Source organism: Nitratireductor sp. ZSWI3, assembly GCF_024655565.1.
In the GTDB taxonomy this organism is placed as follows: Bacteria; Pseudomonadota; Alphaproteobacteria; order Rhizobiales; family Rhizobiaceae; genus Nitratireductor.
In genome coordinates, this window is record NZ_JANKOF010000095.1 from 1 (window position 1) to 18,818 (window position 18,818).

Consider the following 18,818-nt stretch of genomic DNA (forward strand, 5'->3'; position numbering starts at 1 on the left):
CAGCGCCTCCAGCCTGCTCGCCGCCGGCGAGGCGCTGCCCGGCCATATCGCGCTGGTCGGCGCCGGCCCGGGCGCCGAAGATCTGCTGACCCTGCGCGCCCAGCGGCTTCTAATGGAAGCGGACGTCATCGTTCACGATGCTCTGGTGCCCGAGGCGGTGGTCGCCATGGGCCGGCGCGACGCGGAGCGTATCGGCGTTGGAAAGCGCAAGGGCTGCCACTCCAAGAGCCAGGCGCAAATCAACGACCTCCTGGTCGCTCTCGGCCGCGCCGGCAAGCGCGTCGTGCGGCTCAAGTCCGGCGACCCGCTGATCTTCGGCCGCGCCGGCGAGGAGATGGCGGTGCTGCGCGAGGCCGGCATCTCCTACGAGGTGGTACCGGGCGTCACGGCGGCCTTTGCCGCCGCCGCCGATTTCGAATTGCCGCTGACGCTGCGCGGCGTCGCCTCCTCGATCGTCTTCACCACCGGGCACGACCTCAAGGGCCGCACCCTGCCGGACTGGGCGAGCCTGGCCGTCTCCGGCGCCACGGTCGCCGTCTATATGGGCCGCTCGGTGGCCGCCGATGTCGCGGCTCGGCTGATGGAGGCTGGGCTTTCCGCCGACACCGCCGTCGCCGTCGTCGAGAACGCCAGCCGCGAGGATAAGCGCCTGCTGCACGGCACGCTGGCCGACCTGCCGGCACTGGCCGAGCGCGGCGAGCTGACCGGACCCGTCATGACATTGATCGGCGACGCCGTCGCCGGTGCCAATTTCGAGCGCTCCGAGGCGCTCGCCGCCCGCAAGCGCCAACTGGAGCGTGCCTGATGAAGATCCTTGCCGCCAACCGCCTGACCGATGGCGAAACCGTCTGGCTCGGCGCCGGCGATTGCTGGGTCGAGACGATCGACGCGGCGCATGTCGCCCGCGACAAGGCTGCCGAAGAGCGCCTGCTGGCGACCGGCAGCGAGGCGCTGGCCGCCAATCTGGTGCTGGATATCACACTGGTCGACGTCGAGGTCGCCGATGGCCGCATCCTCCCCAACCGCCTGCGCGAACGCATCCGCGCCGGCGGGCCGTCCATCCACCCCGATCTCGGCAAGCAGGCCCGCCGGGTCGCCCGGCACGCCGCCTGAACCGCAGGGTTAGACACGATGTACCGCTACGACGAATTCGATCATGCCTTCGTGCAGGCCCGCGTCGCCGAGTTCCGCGATCAGGTGGAGCGGCGGCTTTCGGGCGAACTCACGGAGGACCAGTTCAAGCCGCTCCGGCTGATGAACGGCGTCTACCTGCAGCTTCATGCCTATATGCTGCGCATCGCCATCCCCTACGGCACGCTGTCGCCGCGCCAGTTGCGCAAGCTGGCCCACATCGCGCGCACCTACGACAAGGGCTACGGCCATTTCACCACGCGCCAGAACCTGCAGTTCCACTGGCCAAAGCTGACCGACATCCCGCAGATCCTGGAAGAGCTTGCAGAGGTCGAGATGCACGCGATCCAGACCTCCGGAAACTGCATTCGCAACGTCACCGCCGATCATTTCGCCGGGGCGGCCGCCGACGAGGTCGCCGACCCGCGCCCCTACGCGGAAATCCTGCGGCAGTGGTCGTCGCTGCACCCGGAGTTCTCCTACCTGCCGCGCAAGTTCAAGATCGCCGTGACGGGCGCCGAGCGCGACCGGGCGGCGATCGAGGTGCACGATATCGGCCTGCATCTGAAAAAGAACGACAAGGGCGAATTGGGCTTCGCCGTCTATGTCGGCGGCGGCCTCGGCCGCACGCCGATGGTGGCGAAGAAGATCCGCGACTTCCTGCCGGAAGAAGACCTGCTCTCCTACACGACGGCGATCCTGCGGGTCTACAATCTCAATGGACGGCGCGACAACAAGTACAAGGCGCGGATCAAGATCCTCGTCCATGAGACCGGCACCGAAGAATTGACGGCGGCGGTGGAAAAGGAATTCGCGGCGCTGCGGGAGAGCGAATTGAAGCTGCCGGAGGCCGACATCCGGGCGATCGAAGCCTATTTCGCGCCACCGCGCCTCAAGGCCCGGCCTGAAGGCGACGCCGTCGTCTCCGAGGCGACGAAGACAAATCCCGGCTTTGCCGACTGGCTCCGCCGCAACGCCACGACGCATCGCCATCCGGACTATGCATGCGTCACCATTTCGCTGAAGGGCATCGGCGAGGTGCCGGGCGATGCCTCCGATGCCCAGATGGACGCCATCGCAGATCTCGCCGAGCAATACGGCAATGACGAGATTCGGGTCAGCCACGAGCAGAACCTGATCCTGCCGCATGTGGCCCGCGCCGACCTGCCGGCGATCCACGCCGCGCTGGTCGAGATCGGCCTGGCGACGGCCAATGCCGGCCTCATCACCGACATCATCGCCTGCCCCGGCCTCGACTACTGCGCGCTCGCCAACGCCCGCTCCATCCCGGTCGCCCAGGAGATCTCGCGGCGCTTCGGCACGCAGGCGCGGCAGGAGGAGATCGGCGATCTGCAGATCAAGATCTCCGGCTGCATCAACGCCTGCGGACACCACCATGTCGGCCATATCGGCATCCTGGGTGTTGAGAAGAAGGGCGCCGAGCTTTATCAGGTGACGCTCGGCGGTTCGGCCCGCGAGGGCTCGACCATCGGCGAGATCATCGGCCGCGGCTTCGGCCCGGACGAGATCACCGACGCCGTGGAGACCGTTGTCGAAACCTATCTCGCCAACCGCGAAAGCAAGGCCGAGACCTTCCTCGACGCCTATCGGCGCCTGGGGCCGGCACCGTTCAAGGAGGCCCTTTATGGCCACGAAGCCAAGGCAGCCTGAGGCAGCCGCGCTAGGCGAAGGCGAGGCGGCGGCGCTGGCGGCGGAGCTCGACGAGCGCTACGGTCACCTGCCGGCCGAGGAGATCATCGCCGTGGCGATCGATTTCTTCCGCGAGGCGGGCGGCATCGCGGCGACCTCGTCCTTCGGCGCGGACTCGGCCGCCCTTCTGCATCTCATCGCCGAGGCGGATCCCGACCTGCCGGTAACCTTCCTCGATACCGGCCAGCATTTCGGCGAGACGCTCGAGTATCGCGATCAGCTCGCCGACGATCTGGGACTCACCAACATCGTCGTCATCAGGCCGCTCGACGATGCGCTCGCTGCCAACGATCCGGACGGCGTTCTGCACAAGAGCGACACCGACGGTTGCTGCGCGATCCGCAAGGTGGAGCCGATGGCGCGCGCCGTGGCGCCCTACCGCGCCTGGTTCACCGGCCGCAAGCGCGGCCAGGCGGCGACGCGTGCCGACATGCCGGTCTTCGAGGCGGTCGGCCCGCGCATCCGCATCAATCCGCTGGCGCGCTGGACCACCGAGGATCAGGCTGCCTACATGGTGAAGCACGATCTCAGGCAGAACCCGCTGGTGGCGTTCGGCTATTTGTCGATCGGCTGCTTCCCCTGCACGACCCCGGTTCAGCCCGGCGAAGACCCGCGCTCCGGGCGCTGGGCCGGCCAGGCCAAGACCGAGTGCGGTATCCACCTGCCGGGGCTTGAAGTGGCCCTGTCGCCGTCATCCTGAGGACATGCCCATGACCACGACTGACATCCGGCTCTGGACCGAACGGGGATTTCGGGAAGACGACTGGCGGCGCGGCGAGGATGCAGCGGCGCTTGCCGATGCTGGCCGCGTGATCCTGCCGCTGGAAGCGTTCCTGGCGCTCGATCCGGAGCTGCGCGAACGCGAGGCCGAGCGCATCGGCGTCGAGCTCCTGCCGGGCGAGGCGCTCGATGCCCTGCTGCCATATCTTCCCCGCCTGCCGCTGGTGGCGCTCGCCTTTCCGGCGTTCAACGACGGACGCAGCTATTCCAAGGCCGAGCTCCTGCGCACGCGCCATGGCTATCGCGGCGAGATCCGCGCCACGGGCGATATCCTCATCGACCAGGTCGCGCATATGCTGCGCGTCGGCTTCTCCGGCCTTGCGGTCTCCAACCCGCACACGCTGGCTCAGCTTGAGGCCGGCAAGGAAGCGGGCATCCCGCTCTATTATCAGCCGGCTGCCCGAGCAGCCGCCGCCCCCGGCTCCTACGCCTGGCGCCGTCTCTCGGCCTGATCCGACCGCGCCGTTCCCGCGGGCCGCAACCCGCCCGCTTCGGGCGCCGGCGCCGTGCGCGGTCCCCGATTGCACCGGCGAGACTCGAAATCCGGGCGTTTCGACCTATATTCACCTCACGGGGTGCAATCCGCGGAACTTCTGTTATGGTGCGCTCCGTCCTGAGTCGCCCTTCGGGCGCTTTTCAGCATCCCTGCCGCCGGCCGTGACCGGCCCCTGCATCGATGCCGATTACTTTGAACGCGAGCTGCTTTTCGCGCCATCCGGCGCCTCGATCATGCTCAACCCGTTGAAACGCCAACCGTAGAAGGAAGTCCATTGCAGGTTATCGTTCGCGACAACAATGTCGACCAAGCCCTCCGCGTGCTCAAGAAGAAGATGCAGCGCGAAGGCGTCTTCCGGGAAATGAAAGCCCGCCGCTCTTACGAGAAACCGTCCGAAAAGCGCACCCGGCAGCGTGCCGAGGCCATTCGACGCGCCCGCAAGCTGGCCCGCAAGCAGGCCCAGCGCGAAGGTCTCCTGCCGAAGAAGCGCCGCGCCGCCTGAGGCTTCGGCGCACGGGCCACTCCGGCCTGTGACGAAAGATCAAGACGAGGACGGTGTGGCGCTTTGCCCCGTCCTCGTTCTGTTTTGGGTGAGGGTCTTCGAGAGTACGAAGATCGGTACGCTCAGTTCGTTTCGACCGCATTCATGCCGCGTCAGGGGATCCACCTGACCGGAAACCTCGGCGGGCGTGTTTCTCCGCTTCATCAAGCTTGCCGAGGAGTTCACGAAAACGATCCGGCATGCCCGGCACCAGCGAGAACTGGGGCATCATCCGCAGGACCCTCCTGTTCTCGGGATGGCCGAAACGCCGCCGGATCTCGCGCTCGAGATCGGCGCGCTCCGTATCGGCCGATCGCTTCCGTCTGTCGCCTTGCTTTGCCATCGCTTCTGCCGGTTCGTCGTCGTCACTTGCGACGGGAAACCCCCGGAAGGCGCAAATCGTTCCGCGCGGATGCGGCATTCCCGCGATACGGTAAACTTTTCCTAAAACCCCGAACATCTCACCTGAACGACAGAACCGGTGCGCCGAGCACCGTGAAATCGGGCTCGACCCCGAGCCCCGGAGCCTGCGACGCCTTCATGCCGCCATTGACGCACTGTGGTGCGCCTGCGGCAATCGTCTTCGTGCCGTAGGAATTGAAATCGGTCGCCGAGAAGACGAAATCCGCCGGCGTCGACTGCGCCAGATGGGCAATCGCCGCGGTCACGATGTCGCCGCCCCAGGTGTCCTCGATGGTCATGGCAATGCCGTGCGCCACGCAGACGTCGCGCATCGTGCGCGCTTTGGAGAGCCCGCCGACCTTGGAGATCTTGAGGTTGATGACGTCGAACGCATCGTCGGCGAGCCCGCGCAACAGCATGTCGAGCCCGGTGATGTTCTCGTCCATGACGAATGGCTTGGCCGTGCGGCGGCGGATCGACAGGCACTCCTCGTAGGTGGCGCAAGGCTGCTCGACATAGACGTCGAGATCGGCCACCGCATCCACCACGCGCGCCGCCTCGTGCCGGGTCCAGCCGGTGTTGGCATCGGCGACCAAGACGTCCGCGGCGTCGAGGATCTCGCGGCAGGCGCGGATGCGGGCGATGTCGTCGTCGGCATTGCCGCCCACCTTGAGCTGGAACTTCGTGTAACCTTCCTTCTTGTAGCCGGCTATTTTCCGCGCCATCGTCTCCGGATCTTCCTGCGAAATGGCCCTATAGAGCCGCACCTCGTCCTGCGCGGTGCCGCCGAGCAGCGTGCCGAGCGGCAGGCCGGCTGCCTTGCCGAGCAGATCCCAGCAGGCGATGTCGAGCGGGGCCTTGACATAGGGGTGGCCGTTCAGCGCTGCGTCCATCGTCCGGTTGATCAGCCCGAGATTGGTCGGATCGAGGCCGATCAGCCGCGGCGCGATCTCCTCCATGCCGGCGCGCACCCCGCGGGCGTAGGAGGGCAGATAGGCCGAGCCCAGCGGGCAGCATTCGGCATAGCCGACCAGCCCGCTGTCGGTCTCGATGGCGACGACGGTGGAATCGAACACCTCCACGAAGTTTCCGTTCGACCAGGCGTAACGCCCCTCCTTCAGCGGCAGGTCCACCTGGTAGGCGTGGATGGCGGTGATCTTCATGGCGTTCCTCCTCAAACCACCACGAAACCGCGCGCGTAGGGATCGCGGTCGTCGATCTGGATCGTGTTGTACCCCGTTACCCGCGCCCAGCCGGCGACGGAGGGGATGATGGCGGGCTTGCCGGCCACCTCGGTCTCTGCCTCGATGCGCCCCTCGAACAGCGAGCCAATGATGCTTTCGTGCACGAAATCCTCGCCCGGCTTCAACAGGCCCTTGGCATGCCGGTGCGCCATGCGCGCTGAGGTGCCGGTGCCGCAGGGCGAGCGGTCGATCGCCTTGTCACCGTAGAACACCGCGTTGCGCGCATGCGCTTCAGCTCTGGTCGGCCGGCCCGTCCACAGGATGTGGCTCAACCCTTTGATGTCGGGCTTTTGCGGATGCACGAATTCGTATTTCGCGTTAAGCGCGGCGCGCAGCCTGGGGCTCCACGAGATCAGTTCGCCCGCCGTGTGGTCGGCGATATCGCGGAAGGCCGCCTGCGGCTCGACGATGGCGTAGAAATTGCCGCCATAGGCGACGTCCACCGTCACCTCGCCCAGCCCCTCCACCTCAGCCGTCAGGCCGGTCGAATGCAGGAAGGCCGGCACGTTGGTGAGCCGCACCTTCTCGACAAAACGGCCCTCCTGCTCGTATTCGGCCACCACCAGACCGGCCGGCGTGTCGAGGCGCACGACGCCCGGTTCGCGCGGACGGATCAGCCCATTCTCGATGCCGATCGTGATCGTGCCGATCGTGCCATGGCCGCACATGGGCAAGCAGCCGGAGGTCTCGATGAACAGGATGCCGATGTCGCAATCCTCGCGCGTCGGCGGATAGAGGATCGACCCCGACATCATGTCGTGGCCGCGCGGCTCGAACATCAGGCCGGTGCGGATCCAGTCGAACTCGGCCAGGAAGTGCGCCCGCCGCTCGAGCATCGTGTCACCCTTCAGCAGCGGCCCGCCGCCGGCCACCACGCGAACCGGGTTGCCGCAGGTGTGACCGTCGATGCAGGTGAAGGTGCTGACCGCCATGGTGGTCTCCTCTCAGAACCGGTCGGGCCGGAACGGCGTGATGTCGATGGAAGGATTTTGACCGAGAACGAGCTCGCTCACCAGCCGGGCGGTGCCGGCCGACTGCGTGAGGCCCAGATGCCCGTGTCCGAAGGCATAGATGACGCGCCGGGAGGCGGGCGCATGGCCGATCACCGGCAGGGAGTCCGGCATGGAGGGCCGCGATCCCATCCATTCCACTCCGCCCTCGCGCTTCAGCCCGGGCAGGAAGCGGGCCGCCTTGTCGAGCATGTGCCTCGAACGCTTGAAGTTCGCCGGCGCGTCGAAGCGCGCCAGCTCGGAGGCGCCGCCGACGCGGATGCCCGTATCGAGCGGCGTGACGACGAAGCCATGCGAGGGAAAGGTCAACTGCCGCTTCAGGTCGAAGGCGCCGGGCGGCAGCGTCGTGTTGTAACCGCGCTCCGGCGTCACCGGCAAGCGGTCGCCGAGGGTCGCGGCCAGCGCCTTCGACCATGGCCCCGCCGCCACAACCGCATGGCCGGCATCGAGCTCGCCTCCGTCCTCCAGGACGACGGTCACGCCATCGGCGTGCGGCGCCAGCCGCGCCGCGTTCTTCCGCATCACCCGGACGCCGCGCGCCTCGGCCGCCTTCAACAGCGCCAGCGCATAGTCGCGCGGATCGCTGACCGTCTGCCATTGCGGCAGGAACACCGCCTTGACGAGGCGCGGCGACAGGCCGGGCTGCAGCTCGGCGAGCCGCTCGCCGCCGACATGCTCGACCTCGATGCCCATCCGCTCGCAGCGCTCCCAGGCGGGCAGCGAGGCGCGCCATTCGGCCTCGCTCTCGTAGAGTTCCAGCGCCCCGTCATGGCGCACGAAGCCGGCGATGCCGGCTTCCCGGGTCAGCCCGGCGGTTTCCTGCTCGGTCAGGCCGTTGAGGGCGGCGAGCGCCGCCGTGCTCGCCTCGACGCGATCCGGCAGGCTGGCGCGGAAGAAGCGCAGCAGCCAGGGCAGCACGGCCGGAAACTCGGCCGGCGGGATGGCGAGCGGGCCGAGCGGATCGACGAGCCATTTCGGCGCCTTGAACAGGATGCCGGGCGAGGCGAGCGGCAGGATGGCGGGAAAGGCGAACGCCCCGGCATTGCCGCGGCTGGCGGCGTTGGCCGGCTCGTCGCGCTCGATCAAGGCGACGGCAAGCCCCAAGGCGGCGAGGCGAAAGGCGGAGGCGATCCCGACGATACCGCCGCCGACAATGGCGACATCGACGGCCTGTTCCCCGGATGCGGTTCTCATCGGGCCACCGGACTTTCCGCGCGGGACACACAAGGGATCAACAGCGCGCAGGCGCCCTTGCTCATGATCGGAACTCCTCCCATAGCATTTTGCCGTCAGGTGCGACGCCGGTCAAAATCCTTTAACGCGGATTGGATCCAATATACAATTCAAATGTTGCGACCGGACCCATTCGGAAACAGGGCATGCTGAAACTCGATCCCATCGACGTCAGACAATCGGCCTCGGCGGCCGATCTCGTGTTCGAAGCGCTGCGCAAGGCGATCGTCGAGGGCGACCTCGCCGAGGGGGAGCATCTGCGCCAGGATCACATCGCCCGGCTGTTCAACACCAGCCGCATTCCGGTGCGCGAGGCCCTGAAGCGGCTGGAGCAGGACGGTCTGGTCACGAACGAGCGCTACAGGGGAACCGTCGTCGCCGCGCTGTCTTCGGCGGAGGTGGAGGAGATCTTCGAGTTCCGCGCGCTGATCGAGAGCGAGATCGTCCGGCTCGCGGTGCCGCGCCTCACGCCGGAGCATCTCGCCGAGGCACAGCGGCATCTGCAGGCCTTCGCCAGCGAGCGCGATCCCTCGCTATGGGGCGAGATCAACCGCAATTTCCACTACAGCCTCTATGCGGCGGCGGACCGCCCCTACCATCTGCAGGTCATCCGCTCCTCGCTCGACCGGGTCGACCGCTACCTGCGCGCGCAGCTCACCCTGACCGACGGTATCGGGCGGGCCCGTGCGGAGCACCAGGCGATCTACGATGTGTGCGCAGGAGGCAACGCGGACGAGGCTGCCCGCCTCACCCGCGCCCACATCCTCGACGCCAGCCGCTCGCTGCTGGCCTTCCTCGACCAGCGGCGCCGATGAAACCGGATGCGCGCACTCTCGGCGCGCACCCGGTTCGGCCGATCTCAGCAGGCGCCCGGACGCACCACCCGGTAGCCTTCGGCGCGGGCGCTGCAGGCATTGCCGAAGGTGCGGACGCTGCCGCCGCGACGGGCGCACACCGGGCGGTATTCCATCGTGCAGGCCTGCGGACGGTCGGGCCGCTCAGACTGCTGCCGGCACTGACCGGGATGCACCGGACGATACCCGGCGGCGCGCGCCATGCAGGCGTTCGAGAACGTCCGCTGCCGGCTTCCGGCACGGGCGCAGACGGGCGCGTATTCCCTGGTGCAGATCTGCGGGCGGTCGGGCCGCGGCGGACGCGTCGGCCCTTCCTCCACGACAACCGTGCAACTTGCCAGGATGATGGCGGCGCCGAACAGCGCGCCGAGATGGATCAACAGCTTGGAAACAGACACTGGAAAGCCCTCTCTCAAAACATCGCGGTCATGCCCCGCGCCTCGTCCCGAGAGGCAGATTATCCTATTTCAAGCACGTTGCCAGCGCATTGTTCAGCAATACCAACGTGTTGCCGATGGGCGGCGGTCAACGCGGACAGTTGCTCAGGTCGCGGCTGTTGCACGCATTCGTCGCAACATTCGAGCGCGGGGTGCATTTGACGCCGGGCGCTTGCCAGCGCCGGCAGTCGGGATCGTCGTTCGACCAGACAGAAGCCGGCGGCACCGGCGCTGCCGATGACGGACGGGGCACCGTGTCTATGCAGCCGATAAGACCGGGCGTCGAGAGGAGAAGGGCTACGGCGGAATAGAGCCGCTTCGGCTTGGCAATGGGAGACATGAAAACAGTCCTTCGATCGGCCGTGTAATCGCACGGCACGGAGAGCCCCCCGGCATGAACGCGCCTATTTCAGCCGGCGCATTATGTCGATTTCAGGAAAGCAGGTGGCCGCCTGCCCGTTTTTCTGCTGCCATGCACCGATCGAGCGCCGCGTCTTGAACCCGGCAAGGCCGTCGGCCCCGCCGACATCGTAACCGAGCCGCTCGAGGCTTCTCTGCAGCGCCGCGACATCGCCGCGATCGAACCCGGCGACCCGTTGCCACGCGCCGGCAAAGCGCAGATCGCCATACATGATGCGGTCGCCGGCGTGGCCGACGAAAAGCGCATAAAGGTCGCTTTCGTTGTAGTCCTTCAGCCGATAGAAGTTCGGCGTGACGAGGAAGGCAGGGCCATAGCGGCCCGCCGGCATCATCAGATAGCCCTCGGCGCGCAGCTCATGGGCGGGGAAATCCTTGCCGCCGACGCGGCGCACACCGAGCGCCTGCCAATCGGCGATGCGCTTGCCGCGGTCGGGACCTTCCAGCGCGCAGGACACGGTGGCCGGCACCGTCACCTCGAACCCCCAGTCGCGCCCTTTCACCCAGCCATACTTGGCGAGATAGTTGGCGATCGAGGCGAGCGTGTCGAGGTCCGAATTCCAGATGTCGGCCCGCCCGTCCCCGTCGCCGTCCACCGCGTATTTCAGGTAGGAGGACGGCATGAACTGCGGCTGGCCCATCGCACCGGCCCAGGAGGAGCGCATCGCGCGCGGGCCGACGCCGCGCCGTTCCACCATCTCGAGCGCTGCAAGCACCTCCTGGCGGAACATCTCCTTGCGGGTGGCCAGAAACGCCTTGGTGCCCAGCACCTCGAAGGCGTCGTAGGGGATCTTGGCGCTGCCGAAGCCCGATTCGCGCCCCCAGATGGCGAGGAGGATGCCGCGCGGCACCCCGTAGGCCCGCTCGATCGCCGCAAGCCCGGCGGCAAGCCCTGCAGCCCGCGCCCGGCCGCCCGAGACGACGCCGCCAATGTGCTTGAAATAGGCTTCCGGCGCACGGAACTCGGCCTGATGCTGCGCCGTTCCGCGCGGCTTCGTCTCGCCGGGCAGCACCAGGTCCGGCAGCTTCAGGTTCGGCTTCACGCCGGCAAAGGCCGCGTTGAACGTTTCCGAGGAGATCCCCCGCGCCCGCGCCTCGGGCCACAGGTCGTCGGCAAGCCAGGACTGGAACTGCCGGTCGATCGACTGCGCCGCCGCGGGCGCTGCGATCAGGCTCAGAATGAGGGCCATCGCCGGACCGAGCAGCCGCCGCGCCTTCGCGGCGCGTCTTCCATCACGGCGCGCGTTCAAAACATCGTCCGCGATTTGAGGGCGGCGGCCAGCGTTCCCTCGTCGAGGTAATCGAGCTCGCCGCCCACCGGAACGCCATGGGCCAGACGCGTCACCTTGACGTCCAGGCCGGCCAGTTGATCCGTGATGTAATGGGCCGTCGTCTGCCCCTCGACCGTCGCGTTGACGGCGAGGATGACCTCGGACACCCCGCCGCCGGCGATGCGGCTCACCAGCCCCTTGATGTTGAGGTCGTCCGGCCCGATCCCGTCGAGGGGCGACAAGGTGCCGCCGAGCACATGATAGCGCGCGTTCATCGCGCCCGCCCGCTCCAGCGCCCACAGGTCGGACACGTCTTCGACGACGATGAGGGTCGTCCCGTCGCGACGCGCATCGGAGCAGATCGCGCAGGGATCGCTGGTATCGACATTGCCGCAGGTCGTGCAGACGCGCACCCGGTCGAGCGCCTCGGCCATGGCGGCCGAGAGCGGCGCGAAGAGCTGCTCCTTCTTCTTGATCAGATGCAGCGCCGCGCGGCGCGCCGAACGGGGCCCCAGGCCGGGCACCCGTGCCAGGAGCTGAATGAGACGTTCGATCTCGGGACCGGCGATGGATTTCGACATGGCTACACTAGGAGCGAATAGGGAATAGCGAGTAGCGAATAGAGAGTAGCGAATAGTTCGTGTTTGGCCGCGCCGTCGTCAATCTCCCTATTCGCTACTCCCTATTCGCTATTCGCTGTTTTCAAAACGGCAGCTTCATGCCGGGCGGGATCGGCAGGCCGGCCGTCATTTCCTGCGTCTTCTGCTGCATGGCAGCCTCGATCTTCGCCTTGGCGTCGTTGTGAGCGGCGAGAATCAGGTCCTCGAGGATCTCCACATCGTCCTCCTTGAAGAGCGACGGATCGATCTTCAGCCCCTTCATCTCGAACTTGCCGGACAGCGTCACCTTCACGGCGCCGCCGCCCGCCTGGCCATCGGCCTCCATCCGGGCGATCTCTTCCTGCATCGCCTGAAATTTGGCCTGCATTTCCTTGGCCTTGCCCATCAGACCCATCAGATCACGCATGGTGGTCTCCAATCGTTCAGAAATCGTCGTCTTCGTCTTCGTCCGGCTCAATCGCCGGAAGCGTTCCGGTGTCCTCGGCCACCGCATCGGGAATGCGCACGTCGATGATGCGCGCGCCGGGAAACTGCTGCAGGATCGCCATGACCGCGGGATCGGCCCTGGCGTCGGCCAGCACGCTCTCGCGGCGGCCCGCCTCCTGCTCGGCGAGCGTCGGGCCACCCGGCTCGCTCGACAGCGACACCATCCAGCGTCGGCCCGTCCAGTCCTTGAGGCGGTTGGTCAGATCGCCGAGCAGCGTTTTCGGCGCATCATCGACCAGGTTCACGGAGAGACGGCCGGGCTCGATCTGCACCAGCCGCACGCAGCGCTTGAACTGCACCTTGAAGGCCATGTCGCGATTGGCGTCGGCGAGGTTTGCGATGTCCTCCAGCGAGGCGAGCCGCACGGCGTCGGCGGGCTCCTCCTGCACGGCGGGCGACACCATCGGTGCCGGCGCGCGGTCTTCGGCCAGCGCCGGCTGCACGAGCCGCATGGTCTGTCCGCCACCCGAGACCGGCATGCGCTGCGTCGCCATCGCTCCGGTCATCATGTTGCCGCCACCGTTGCCGGAGGGCGCGGAAGGTGCGGGGCCGGAGGCGTGTCCCGCCTGGCCGTTGCCGCCCGCAGGCCTGTTCTCCAGCTCTTTCAGCGCCTCGTCCAGGGTCGGCAGGGTGGTCGCGTGCGCGAGGCGGATCAGCACCATCTCGCCGGCCGCCACGGGCCGGCCGGAAGACTGCACCTCCTGGATGCCTTTCAGGAGCATCTGCCAGGAGCGCGACAACACGCGCACCGACAGCGTCCTGGAAAACTCCAGACCGCGCGTGCGCTCATCCTCCGAAAGCGCGGCGTCGTCGGCCGCCTCGGGAACGAAGCGCAGCCGCGTCACCAGATGGTTGAACTCGGCCAGATCGTTGAGCACGGTGGCGGGATCCGCGCCGACGTCGTACTGGGCGCGGAATTCGGCGAGGGCCGCCGCCACGTCGCCCCCCATGAGATGCGCGAACAGATCGATGACGCGGGTCCGGTCGGCGAGCCCCAGCATCTCGCGCACGGTTTCCGCCGTCACCCTGCCGGAGGAATGGGCGATCGCCTGGTCGAAGATCGACTGCGCGTCGCGCATCGAGCCCTCGGCGGCCCGGGCGATCATCGCCAGCGCCTCGTCCTCGGCCTCGACGCCCTCCAGCCCGCCGATGCGGGCAAGGTCGGCCTTGATCACCGCGGCGTCGATGCGGCGCAGGTCGAAGCGCTGGCAGCGCGACAGGATGGTGATGGGGACCTTGCGGATCTCGGTGGTGGCGAAGATGAACTTCACATGCGGCGGCGGTTCCTCAAGCGTCTTCAACAGGCCGTTGAAGGCCTGGTTGGAGAGCATGTGGACCTCGTCGATGATGTAGACCTTGTAGCGCGCCGAGACCGGCGCATAGCGGACCTGATCGATGATGTCGCGAATGTCGTCGATGCCGGTGTGCGAGGCGGCGTCCATCTCGATCACGTCGACATGGCGGCCTTCCAGGATGGCTTTGCAGTGCTCGCCTTCCTGCGTCAGCTCGACGGTCGGCTTGTCGATCGCATTGGTCTTGTAGTTCAGCGCCCTGGCCAGAATGCGCGCCGTGGTCGTCTTGCCGACCCCGCGCACGCCCGTCAGCATCCAGGCCTGGGCGATGCGGCCCGCCGCGAAGGCGTTGGTCAGGGTGCGCACCATCGGCTCCTGGCCGATCAGTCCGGAAAAATCGCTCGGGCGGTATTTGCGCGCGAGAACCCGGTAGGCGCCGTTGGCCTTGTCCGTCGCGCTGGTTCCGGCCTCGGTCATCGGGTCGGTGCTCTCTCTTTATCATCCTCGTCCGCCCAGTCTCCCCTTGGAGCAGGTTCGACGTCAATCGACAAAGCGGAGAAAGTGGACGACAAGACTGACCTTCGACATGTGAGCGCCGGACGACGAAGAGAAGGCGGGAGGCTGGCACGGCGACCCGTGCCTGGCTCGTTAGGGCTGCTTCCTTCCGGACCTGACCCGGTTGGCGAGTGGCGCGTCCACCACCAACCTCCCGGCCCCCATATCGGCAATCGCGGCGGCAAATGCAAGGGAAGAGATCCGCTTTCCCGTTTCCCCCCGCAATCATTCGCTTGCAGCCGCACGCGGCTCCATCTAGCTTTCCATCAATGATAATGGGGAAACGCCATGCTGCCGGGCACCAAGCCAGGATTCGAGCTCGACCCGCGTCTGGAAGCCGAAAGCATCCACGTGATGTGGCTCGGCCTGTGCGAGCTCAGGCTGCGCGACGACCGGCGCTGGCCCTGGCTGATCCTCATTCCGCAGCGATCCGGCATGGAGGAGATCCACGACCTCACGCCGCTCGACCAGGCGATGGTCAGCTTCGAGACCAACATGGTTGCCCAGGCGCTGAAGGAGCTGACCGGCTGCACCAAGATCAACAGCGCCGCCCTCGGCAATGTGGTGCGCCAGCTCCACATTCACGTGGTGGCGCGCAGCGAGGGCGATGCCGGCTGGCCGGGCCCGGTCTGGGGCCACGGCGTGCGCGAGCCCTACCGGCGCGAGGACCTGCACCGGCTTGCCGAAACGATTCGCGGCAGGCTATGATCGCCGCGCTCCAACTTATTGAAACCGGTCAAGTCTATACCTTTGGATTGGTTCAATCCAAAGGTATAGACTTGATCCAGCGGAACGATCCCCGTCCATGACCGTCTTTTCTCTTGAGATGCCGCACGGCGAAGCGAGCCGGCGCGTCGCCTTTTCCGGCAATCGCATCGACCGGCAGGCCGAGACCCGCAGCGACGATTCCGCCGAGCGGGCCCTGGAGCAGGCCGGCGCGCGGCTCCTGCTCTTCACCGAGGGGCGGATCTGCCTGCGCGTGGCGGGCGAGAATGCATTCGAGCCCTATTTCACCAGGGCCGAGGCCGATACGCTCGGCATGCTGGCCGGCGAGGCCGTGCTGCTCGGTCATGAGGGGGAGGCGCCGGTTCTGGCCGTTCCCCTGGCCGGCGATCCCGAAGCGCTGCCGGAGGCCATCAAGGCCATCGACTATCGCTCGGTCTATATTCAAGGCCTGATCGACGAGGCGGCGCTCGGCGCACTGGCACAAGGCGCATCCCTCATCGCCTGGCATGCAAATCACCGCTATTGCGGCCGTTGCGGCGTGCAGACGCAGATGCGGGCCGGCGGCTACAAGCGCGTCTGCTCCGCCTGCGGCCGCGAGCACTTCCCGCGCACGGACCCGGTGGTCATCATGCTCGCCGTCAAAGGCGGCCGGTGCCTGCTCGGCCGCGGGCCGCATTTCGCGCCCGGCGTCGTCTCGTGCCTGGCCGGATTCGTCGAGCCGGGGGAGACCATCGAGGCCGCCGTGCGCCGTGAAATCCTCGAGGAATCGGGCATCGTCCTCGGCAAGGTCGCCTATCACGCCAGCCAGCCCTGGCCGTTTCCCTATTCGCTGATGATCGGCTGCTACGCCGAAGCGCTGAGCGAGGCGATCACCGTCGACGAGAACGAATTGGAGGAGTGCCGCTGGTTTTCACGCGCCGAGGTGCGCCAGATGCTGGAAAACCGGCACCCGGAAGGCTACCGCGTGCCCCCCGGCGGCGCCATCGCCAACATCCTCATCCGCGATTGGGCCGCCGGAGAATAGCGCATCCCGCGTCCTTTCGGATGCTACAGCGTCGTGCTTTCCGAAAATCGATTCCGATTTTCGGGCCGATGCGCGAGGGATGCCTCAATCATCATCCTCGCTCTGCGTCGCGCGGAAGGGATGCCCCTCATAGACGCCCAGGATGCGCACCTCGCGCGAGAAGAAGCTCAGCTCTTCCAGCGCCAGCGAAACATTGCGATCGTCCGGATGCCCTTCGATGTCGGCGTAGAACAGCGTGGAAAAGAACTTGCCGCCGAGCTGATAGCTCTCCAGCTTGGTCATGTTGACGCCGTTGGTGGCAAAGCCGCCCATGGCCTTGTAGAGCGCCGCGGGCACGTTGCGCACGCGGAAGATGAAGGTGGTCATCATCGTCTGCTCCGGCGAAGTCCGCCGCGCCCAGCTCTTTTCCTTCGACAGGACCACGAACCGCGTCACGTTGTTGTCGGTGTCCTCGACATTCTCCATGGCGATGTCGAGCCCGTAGAGTTCCGCCGCAAGCAGCGGCGCCAGGGCGGCGTTGGATCGATCGCCCAGTTCGGAAACCAGGCGGGCGGCGCCCGCCGTGTCGCCGGCCACCGTTCCCTTCCACCGGTTCTTGCGGATGATCTTGCGGCACTGGCCGAGCGCGTGGATGTGGCTGTAGACGGTCTTGATCTCCTCCGCCTTCACGCCGGGCAGCACCATGAGCTGGAAGTGGATCGGCAGGAAATATTCGCCGACGATGTGCAGCTTCGACTGCGGCAGAAGGTGGTGGATGTCGGCCACGCGCCCGGCAATGGTGTTCTCGATCGGGATCATCGCCAGATCGGCCTTGCCGGTCTCCACCGCGTTGAACGCGTCCTCGAAGGTCGGGCACGGCAGCGGCTCCATGTCGGGAAACATGTTGCGGCACGCCGTGTCGGAATTGGCTCCTGGCTCGCCCTGGAAGGCGATCTTGTTGGTCTTGGGTGCCATCTTCAAAGGTCCATTCTGGTGGGCTGACTCCAAACGGATGGTATCCATCCGTTTGGAGTCAGCCCACAAACTATTGATGTGGTGGGGCGATTTATCCTGGCAGATGGGTACCATCTGCCAGGATCGCACCACCGGCTGCAAGAATTTCACGAGCGCGCTGGAGGTCGTCCGGCGTGTCGACGCCGAGCGGCACCGAGCCGACGATTTCCGCATCGATGCGCATTCCCGCCTCGAGCGCGCGCAACTGCTCGAGGCGCTCGCGCCTTTCCAGCGGCGAGGGCCGCAGCGCGACGAAGCGCTCCAGCGCCGCGCGGCGATAGGCGTAGATGCCGACATGATGATAAAGCGGCCCCTCGCCCCAGGGGGCGGTGGCGCGCGTGAAATAGAGCGCACGCATCCTGGAGGGCCGCTCGGCATTCGGCGCGCCGACGATCTTCACGACGTTCGGGTTGGTCTTCTCTCCCTCATGGGTGATCTCCACGCCCAGCGTGGCGATGTCGACGGCCGCATCCTCGAGCGGGCCCAGCACGGCGCCGATGTCGTGCGGCGGGATGGTCGGCAGATCCCCCTGGAGATTGACGATTGTCCGGAACGCGCCGTCCGGATCGATCCTGCCCAGCGCCTCGAAGATGCGGTCGGAACCGGATTCGTGATCGCCGCGCGTCAGCACCGCCTCGAAGCCTGCCGCCTCTACGGCCGCAGCCACCTCGCGGGTGTCGGTCGCCACCGCGACCCGCCCGACACCGCTCTCGCGGGCGCGCTCGGCCACCTGAACGATCATGGGGCGGCCGGCGATGTCGGCGAGCGGCTTTCCCGGCAGGCGGGTGGAAGCCATGCGCGCGGGAATCAGGATGAGGACGGACATGGCGGGAGAATGCTCATCTGGAATGTGAAAGTGGCAAAAAGTCTCACTGGAAGAGCCTTATATGTGTTGCAAGCGCGGAGCAAAAGACCTAGTTTCCGCGCGATTTTACCGGCATCGGCCGAACGCGGGGGACACGAGCGCGGAGACCAGGGTTTCCATGCCGCCGCGAGCGTCCGGAACAGGGAGCCCCAGGGCGAATGAACTCTTTCGAACTCAACAAAATCCTCGGCGCCCTGCTGGGCGCGGTTTTCGTCATCTTCTCGATCAGCCTCCTTTCGGACACGATCTTCAACGCACCCGCACCGGAGACGCCCGGCTATGCGATCGAGGTCGCCGAGAGCGAAGGCGCGGGCGAGGCCGGCGAAAGCGCGGCTCCCGAATCGATCCTGCCGCTGTTGGCCGCCGCCGACGCGACGAAGGGCGAGGCCATCTTCAAGCGCTGCCAGGCCTGCCACACGGTGGAAGACGGCGGCGCCAACAAGGTCGGCCCCAATCTCTGGGAAATCGTCGATCGCCCGGTCGCCAGCCATGAGGGTTTCAGCTATTCCGCCGGCATGAAGGAATTCGCTGAGGGCGGCAGCACGCACTGGACCTATGAGAATCTCGATCACTTCCTGACCAACCCGAAGGGCCTCGTGTCGGGCACGGCGATGGCCTTTGCCGGCCTGAAGAAGATCGAGGACCGTGCCGATCTCATCGCCTTCCTGCGTCAGCATGCCGCCACGCCGGCGGCGCTGCCCGAGGCCGGCGCCGAAGGCGCGGCCGAGGAG

At 66.8% G+C, this 18,818-nt stretch carries 21 protein-coding genes and 1 other RNA gene; 10 read left to right on the plus strand and 12 right to left on the minus strand.

Annotated elements, in window-relative coordinates:
- From cobA to rpsU, 6 genes are all read left to right on the plus strand, one after another.
- On the plus strand, positions 1–805 hold an 805-nt coding region (cobA, locus tag NUU27_RS20990), incomplete at its 5' end, for a uroporphyrinogen-III C-methyltransferase (RefSeq protein ID WP_257764199.1).
- The gene (locus NUU27_RS20995; RefSeq protein ID WP_257764201.1) at positions 805–1,113 is read left to right on the plus strand and encodes a DUF2849 domain-containing protein; all 309 of its coding nucleotides are present in this window, start codon (positions 805–807) and stop codon (positions 1,111–1,113) included. The genes cobA and NUU27_RS20995, both read left to right, overlap by 1 nt.
- 18 nt (positions 1,114–1,131) lie before the next feature.
- Positions 1,132–2,802: a nitrite/sulfite reductase gene (locus NUU27_RS21000; protein WP_257764202.1), complete on the plus strand. Its 1,671-nt coding sequence runs from the start codon at positions 1,132–1,134 to the stop codon at positions 2,800–2,802.
- Positions 2,777–3,541 (plus strand): phosphoadenylyl-sulfate reductase, encoded by a 765-nt coding sequence (locus tag NUU27_RS21005; RefSeq protein WP_257764203.1) that lies wholly within the window; start codon positions 2,777–2,779, stop codon positions 3,539–3,541. Before NUU27_RS21000 ends, NUU27_RS21005 begins: the two co-directional genes overlap by 26 nt.
- 10 nt (positions 3,542–3,551) lie before the next feature.
- Entirely contained in the window at positions 3,552–4,073 is a 522-nt protein-coding gene (locus NUU27_RS21010) for a DUF934 domain-containing protein (protein WP_257764205.1), read from the plus strand.
- A 318-nt stretch (positions 4,074–4,391) separates the two neighbouring features.
- Positions 4,392–4,619, plus strand: a complete 228-nt coding sequence (rpsU, locus tag NUU27_RS21015; protein WP_009449380.1) for a 30S ribosomal protein S21 — start codon at positions 4,392–4,394, stop codon at positions 4,617–4,619.
- 142 nt (positions 4,620–4,761) lie between these two features.
- Here the strand turns inward: rpsU and NUU27_RS21020 are convergent, their stop codons facing one another.
- Genes NUU27_RS21020 through NUU27_RS21035 form a run of 4 tightly spaced genes read right to left on the minus strand, consistent with a single transcriptional unit; the run spans position 4,762 to position 8,508 of the window.
- Positions 4,762–5,118 carry a hypothetical protein gene (locus NUU27_RS21020; protein WP_257764207.1) on the minus strand — a complete coding sequence of 119 codons (357 nt, stop codon included), beginning with the start codon at positions 5,116–5,118 and terminating at the stop codon, positions 4,762–4,764.
- A gap of 1 nt (position 5,119) precedes the next feature.
- A complete protein-coding gene (locus NUU27_RS21025) occupies positions 5,120–6,223 on the minus strand; it encodes a cis-3-hydroxy-L-proline dehydratase (RefSeq protein ID WP_257764209.1) in 1,104 nt (367 codons plus the stop codon).
- A gap of 11 nt (positions 6,224–6,234) precedes the next feature.
- Positions 6,235–7,236 carry a 4-hydroxyproline epimerase gene (locus tag NUU27_RS21030; protein WP_257764211.1) on the minus strand — a complete coding sequence of 334 codons (1,002 nt, stop codon included), beginning with the start codon at positions 7,234–7,236 and terminating at the stop codon, positions 6,235–6,237.
- Between the two features lie 12 nt (positions 7,237–7,248).
- On the minus strand, positions 7,249–8,508 hold the full coding sequence (locus tag NUU27_RS21035) for an FAD-binding oxidoreductase (protein ID WP_257764213.1): 1,260 nt from the start codon (positions 8,506–8,508) through the stop codon (positions 7,249–7,251).
- Positions 8,509–8,693: 185 nt separating this feature from the next.
- Between NUU27_RS21035 and NUU27_RS21040 the strand changes: the two genes are divergently transcribed.
- Positions 8,694–9,362 carry a GntR family transcriptional regulator gene (locus tag NUU27_RS21040; RefSeq protein WP_257764215.1) on the plus strand — a complete coding sequence of 223 codons (669 nt, stop codon included), beginning with the start codon at positions 8,694–8,696 and terminating at the stop codon, positions 9,360–9,362.
- A 44-nt stretch (positions 9,363–9,406) separates the two neighbouring features.
- On the opposite strand, the gene NUU27_RS21045 is transcribed toward NUU27_RS21040, so the two are convergent.
- The 6 genes from NUU27_RS21045 to ffs form a co-directional block, all read right to left on the minus strand.
- Entirely contained in the window at positions 9,407–9,799 is a 393-nt protein-coding gene (locus NUU27_RS21045; RefSeq protein ID WP_257764216.1) for a Kazal-type serine protease inhibitor, read from the minus strand.
- A 443-nt stretch (positions 9,800–10,242) separates the two neighbouring features.
- Positions 10,243–11,445, minus strand: a complete 1,203-nt coding sequence (locus NUU27_RS21050) for a lytic murein transglycosylase (RefSeq protein ID WP_257764228.1) — start codon at positions 11,443–11,445, stop codon at positions 10,243–10,245.
- Between the two features lie 56 nt (positions 11,446–11,501).
- Entirely contained in the window at positions 11,502–12,107 is a 606-nt protein-coding gene (gene recR / locus NUU27_RS21055) for a recombination mediator RecR (RefSeq protein WP_257764217.1), read from the minus strand.
- A gap of 121 nt (positions 12,108–12,228) precedes the next feature.
- A complete protein-coding gene (locus NUU27_RS21060) occupies positions 12,229–12,552 on the minus strand; it encodes a YbaB/EbfC family nucleoid-associated protein (protein ID WP_257764218.1) in 324 nt (107 codons plus the stop codon).
- A 16-nt stretch (positions 12,553–12,568) separates the two neighbouring features.
- Entirely contained in the window at positions 12,569–14,401 is a 1,833-nt protein-coding gene (locus NUU27_RS21065) for a DNA polymerase III subunit gamma/tau (protein ID WP_257764220.1), read from the minus strand.
- A gap of 136 nt (positions 14,402–14,537) precedes the next feature.
- Positions 14,538–14,634, minus strand: an RNA gene (gene ffs, locus NUU27_RS21070) — signal recognition particle sRNA small type.
- Between the two features lie 133 nt (positions 14,635–14,767).
- On the opposite strand from ffs, the gene NUU27_RS21075 reads away from it, so the two are divergent.
- Positions 14,768–15,187: an HIT domain-containing protein gene (locus tag NUU27_RS21075; RefSeq protein WP_257764222.1), complete on the plus strand. Its 420-nt coding sequence runs from the start codon at positions 14,768–14,770 to the stop codon at positions 15,185–15,187.
- A gap of 97 nt (positions 15,188–15,284) precedes the next feature.
- Positions 15,285–16,229: an NAD(+) diphosphatase gene (nudC, locus tag NUU27_RS21080; RefSeq protein ID WP_257764223.1), complete on the plus strand. Its 945-nt coding sequence runs from the start codon at positions 15,285–15,287 to the stop codon at positions 16,227–16,229.
- An 84-nt stretch (positions 16,230–16,313) separates the two neighbouring features.
- On the opposite strand, the gene NUU27_RS21085 is transcribed toward nudC, so the two are convergent.
- Both NUU27_RS21085 and NUU27_RS21090 read right to left on the minus strand, forming a co-directional pair.
- Positions 16,314–17,183 carry a prephenate dehydratase gene (locus tag NUU27_RS21085; protein ID WP_257764224.1) on the minus strand — a complete coding sequence of 290 codons (870 nt, stop codon included), beginning with the start codon at positions 17,181–17,183 and terminating at the stop codon, positions 16,314–16,316.
- 91 nt (positions 17,184–17,274) lie between these two features.
- Positions 17,275–18,048 (minus strand): 3-deoxy-manno-octulosonate cytidylyltransferase, encoded by a 774-nt coding sequence (locus NUU27_RS21090; protein ID WP_257764225.1) that lies wholly within the window; start codon positions 18,046–18,048, stop codon positions 17,275–17,277.
- Between the two features lie 197 nt (positions 18,049–18,245).
- Here NUU27_RS21090 and NUU27_RS21095 point away from each other — a divergent pair.
- A partial coding sequence (locus NUU27_RS21095) for a cytochrome c family protein (RefSeq protein ID WP_257764226.1) occupies positions 18,246–18,818 on the plus strand: 573 nt, incomplete at its 3' end.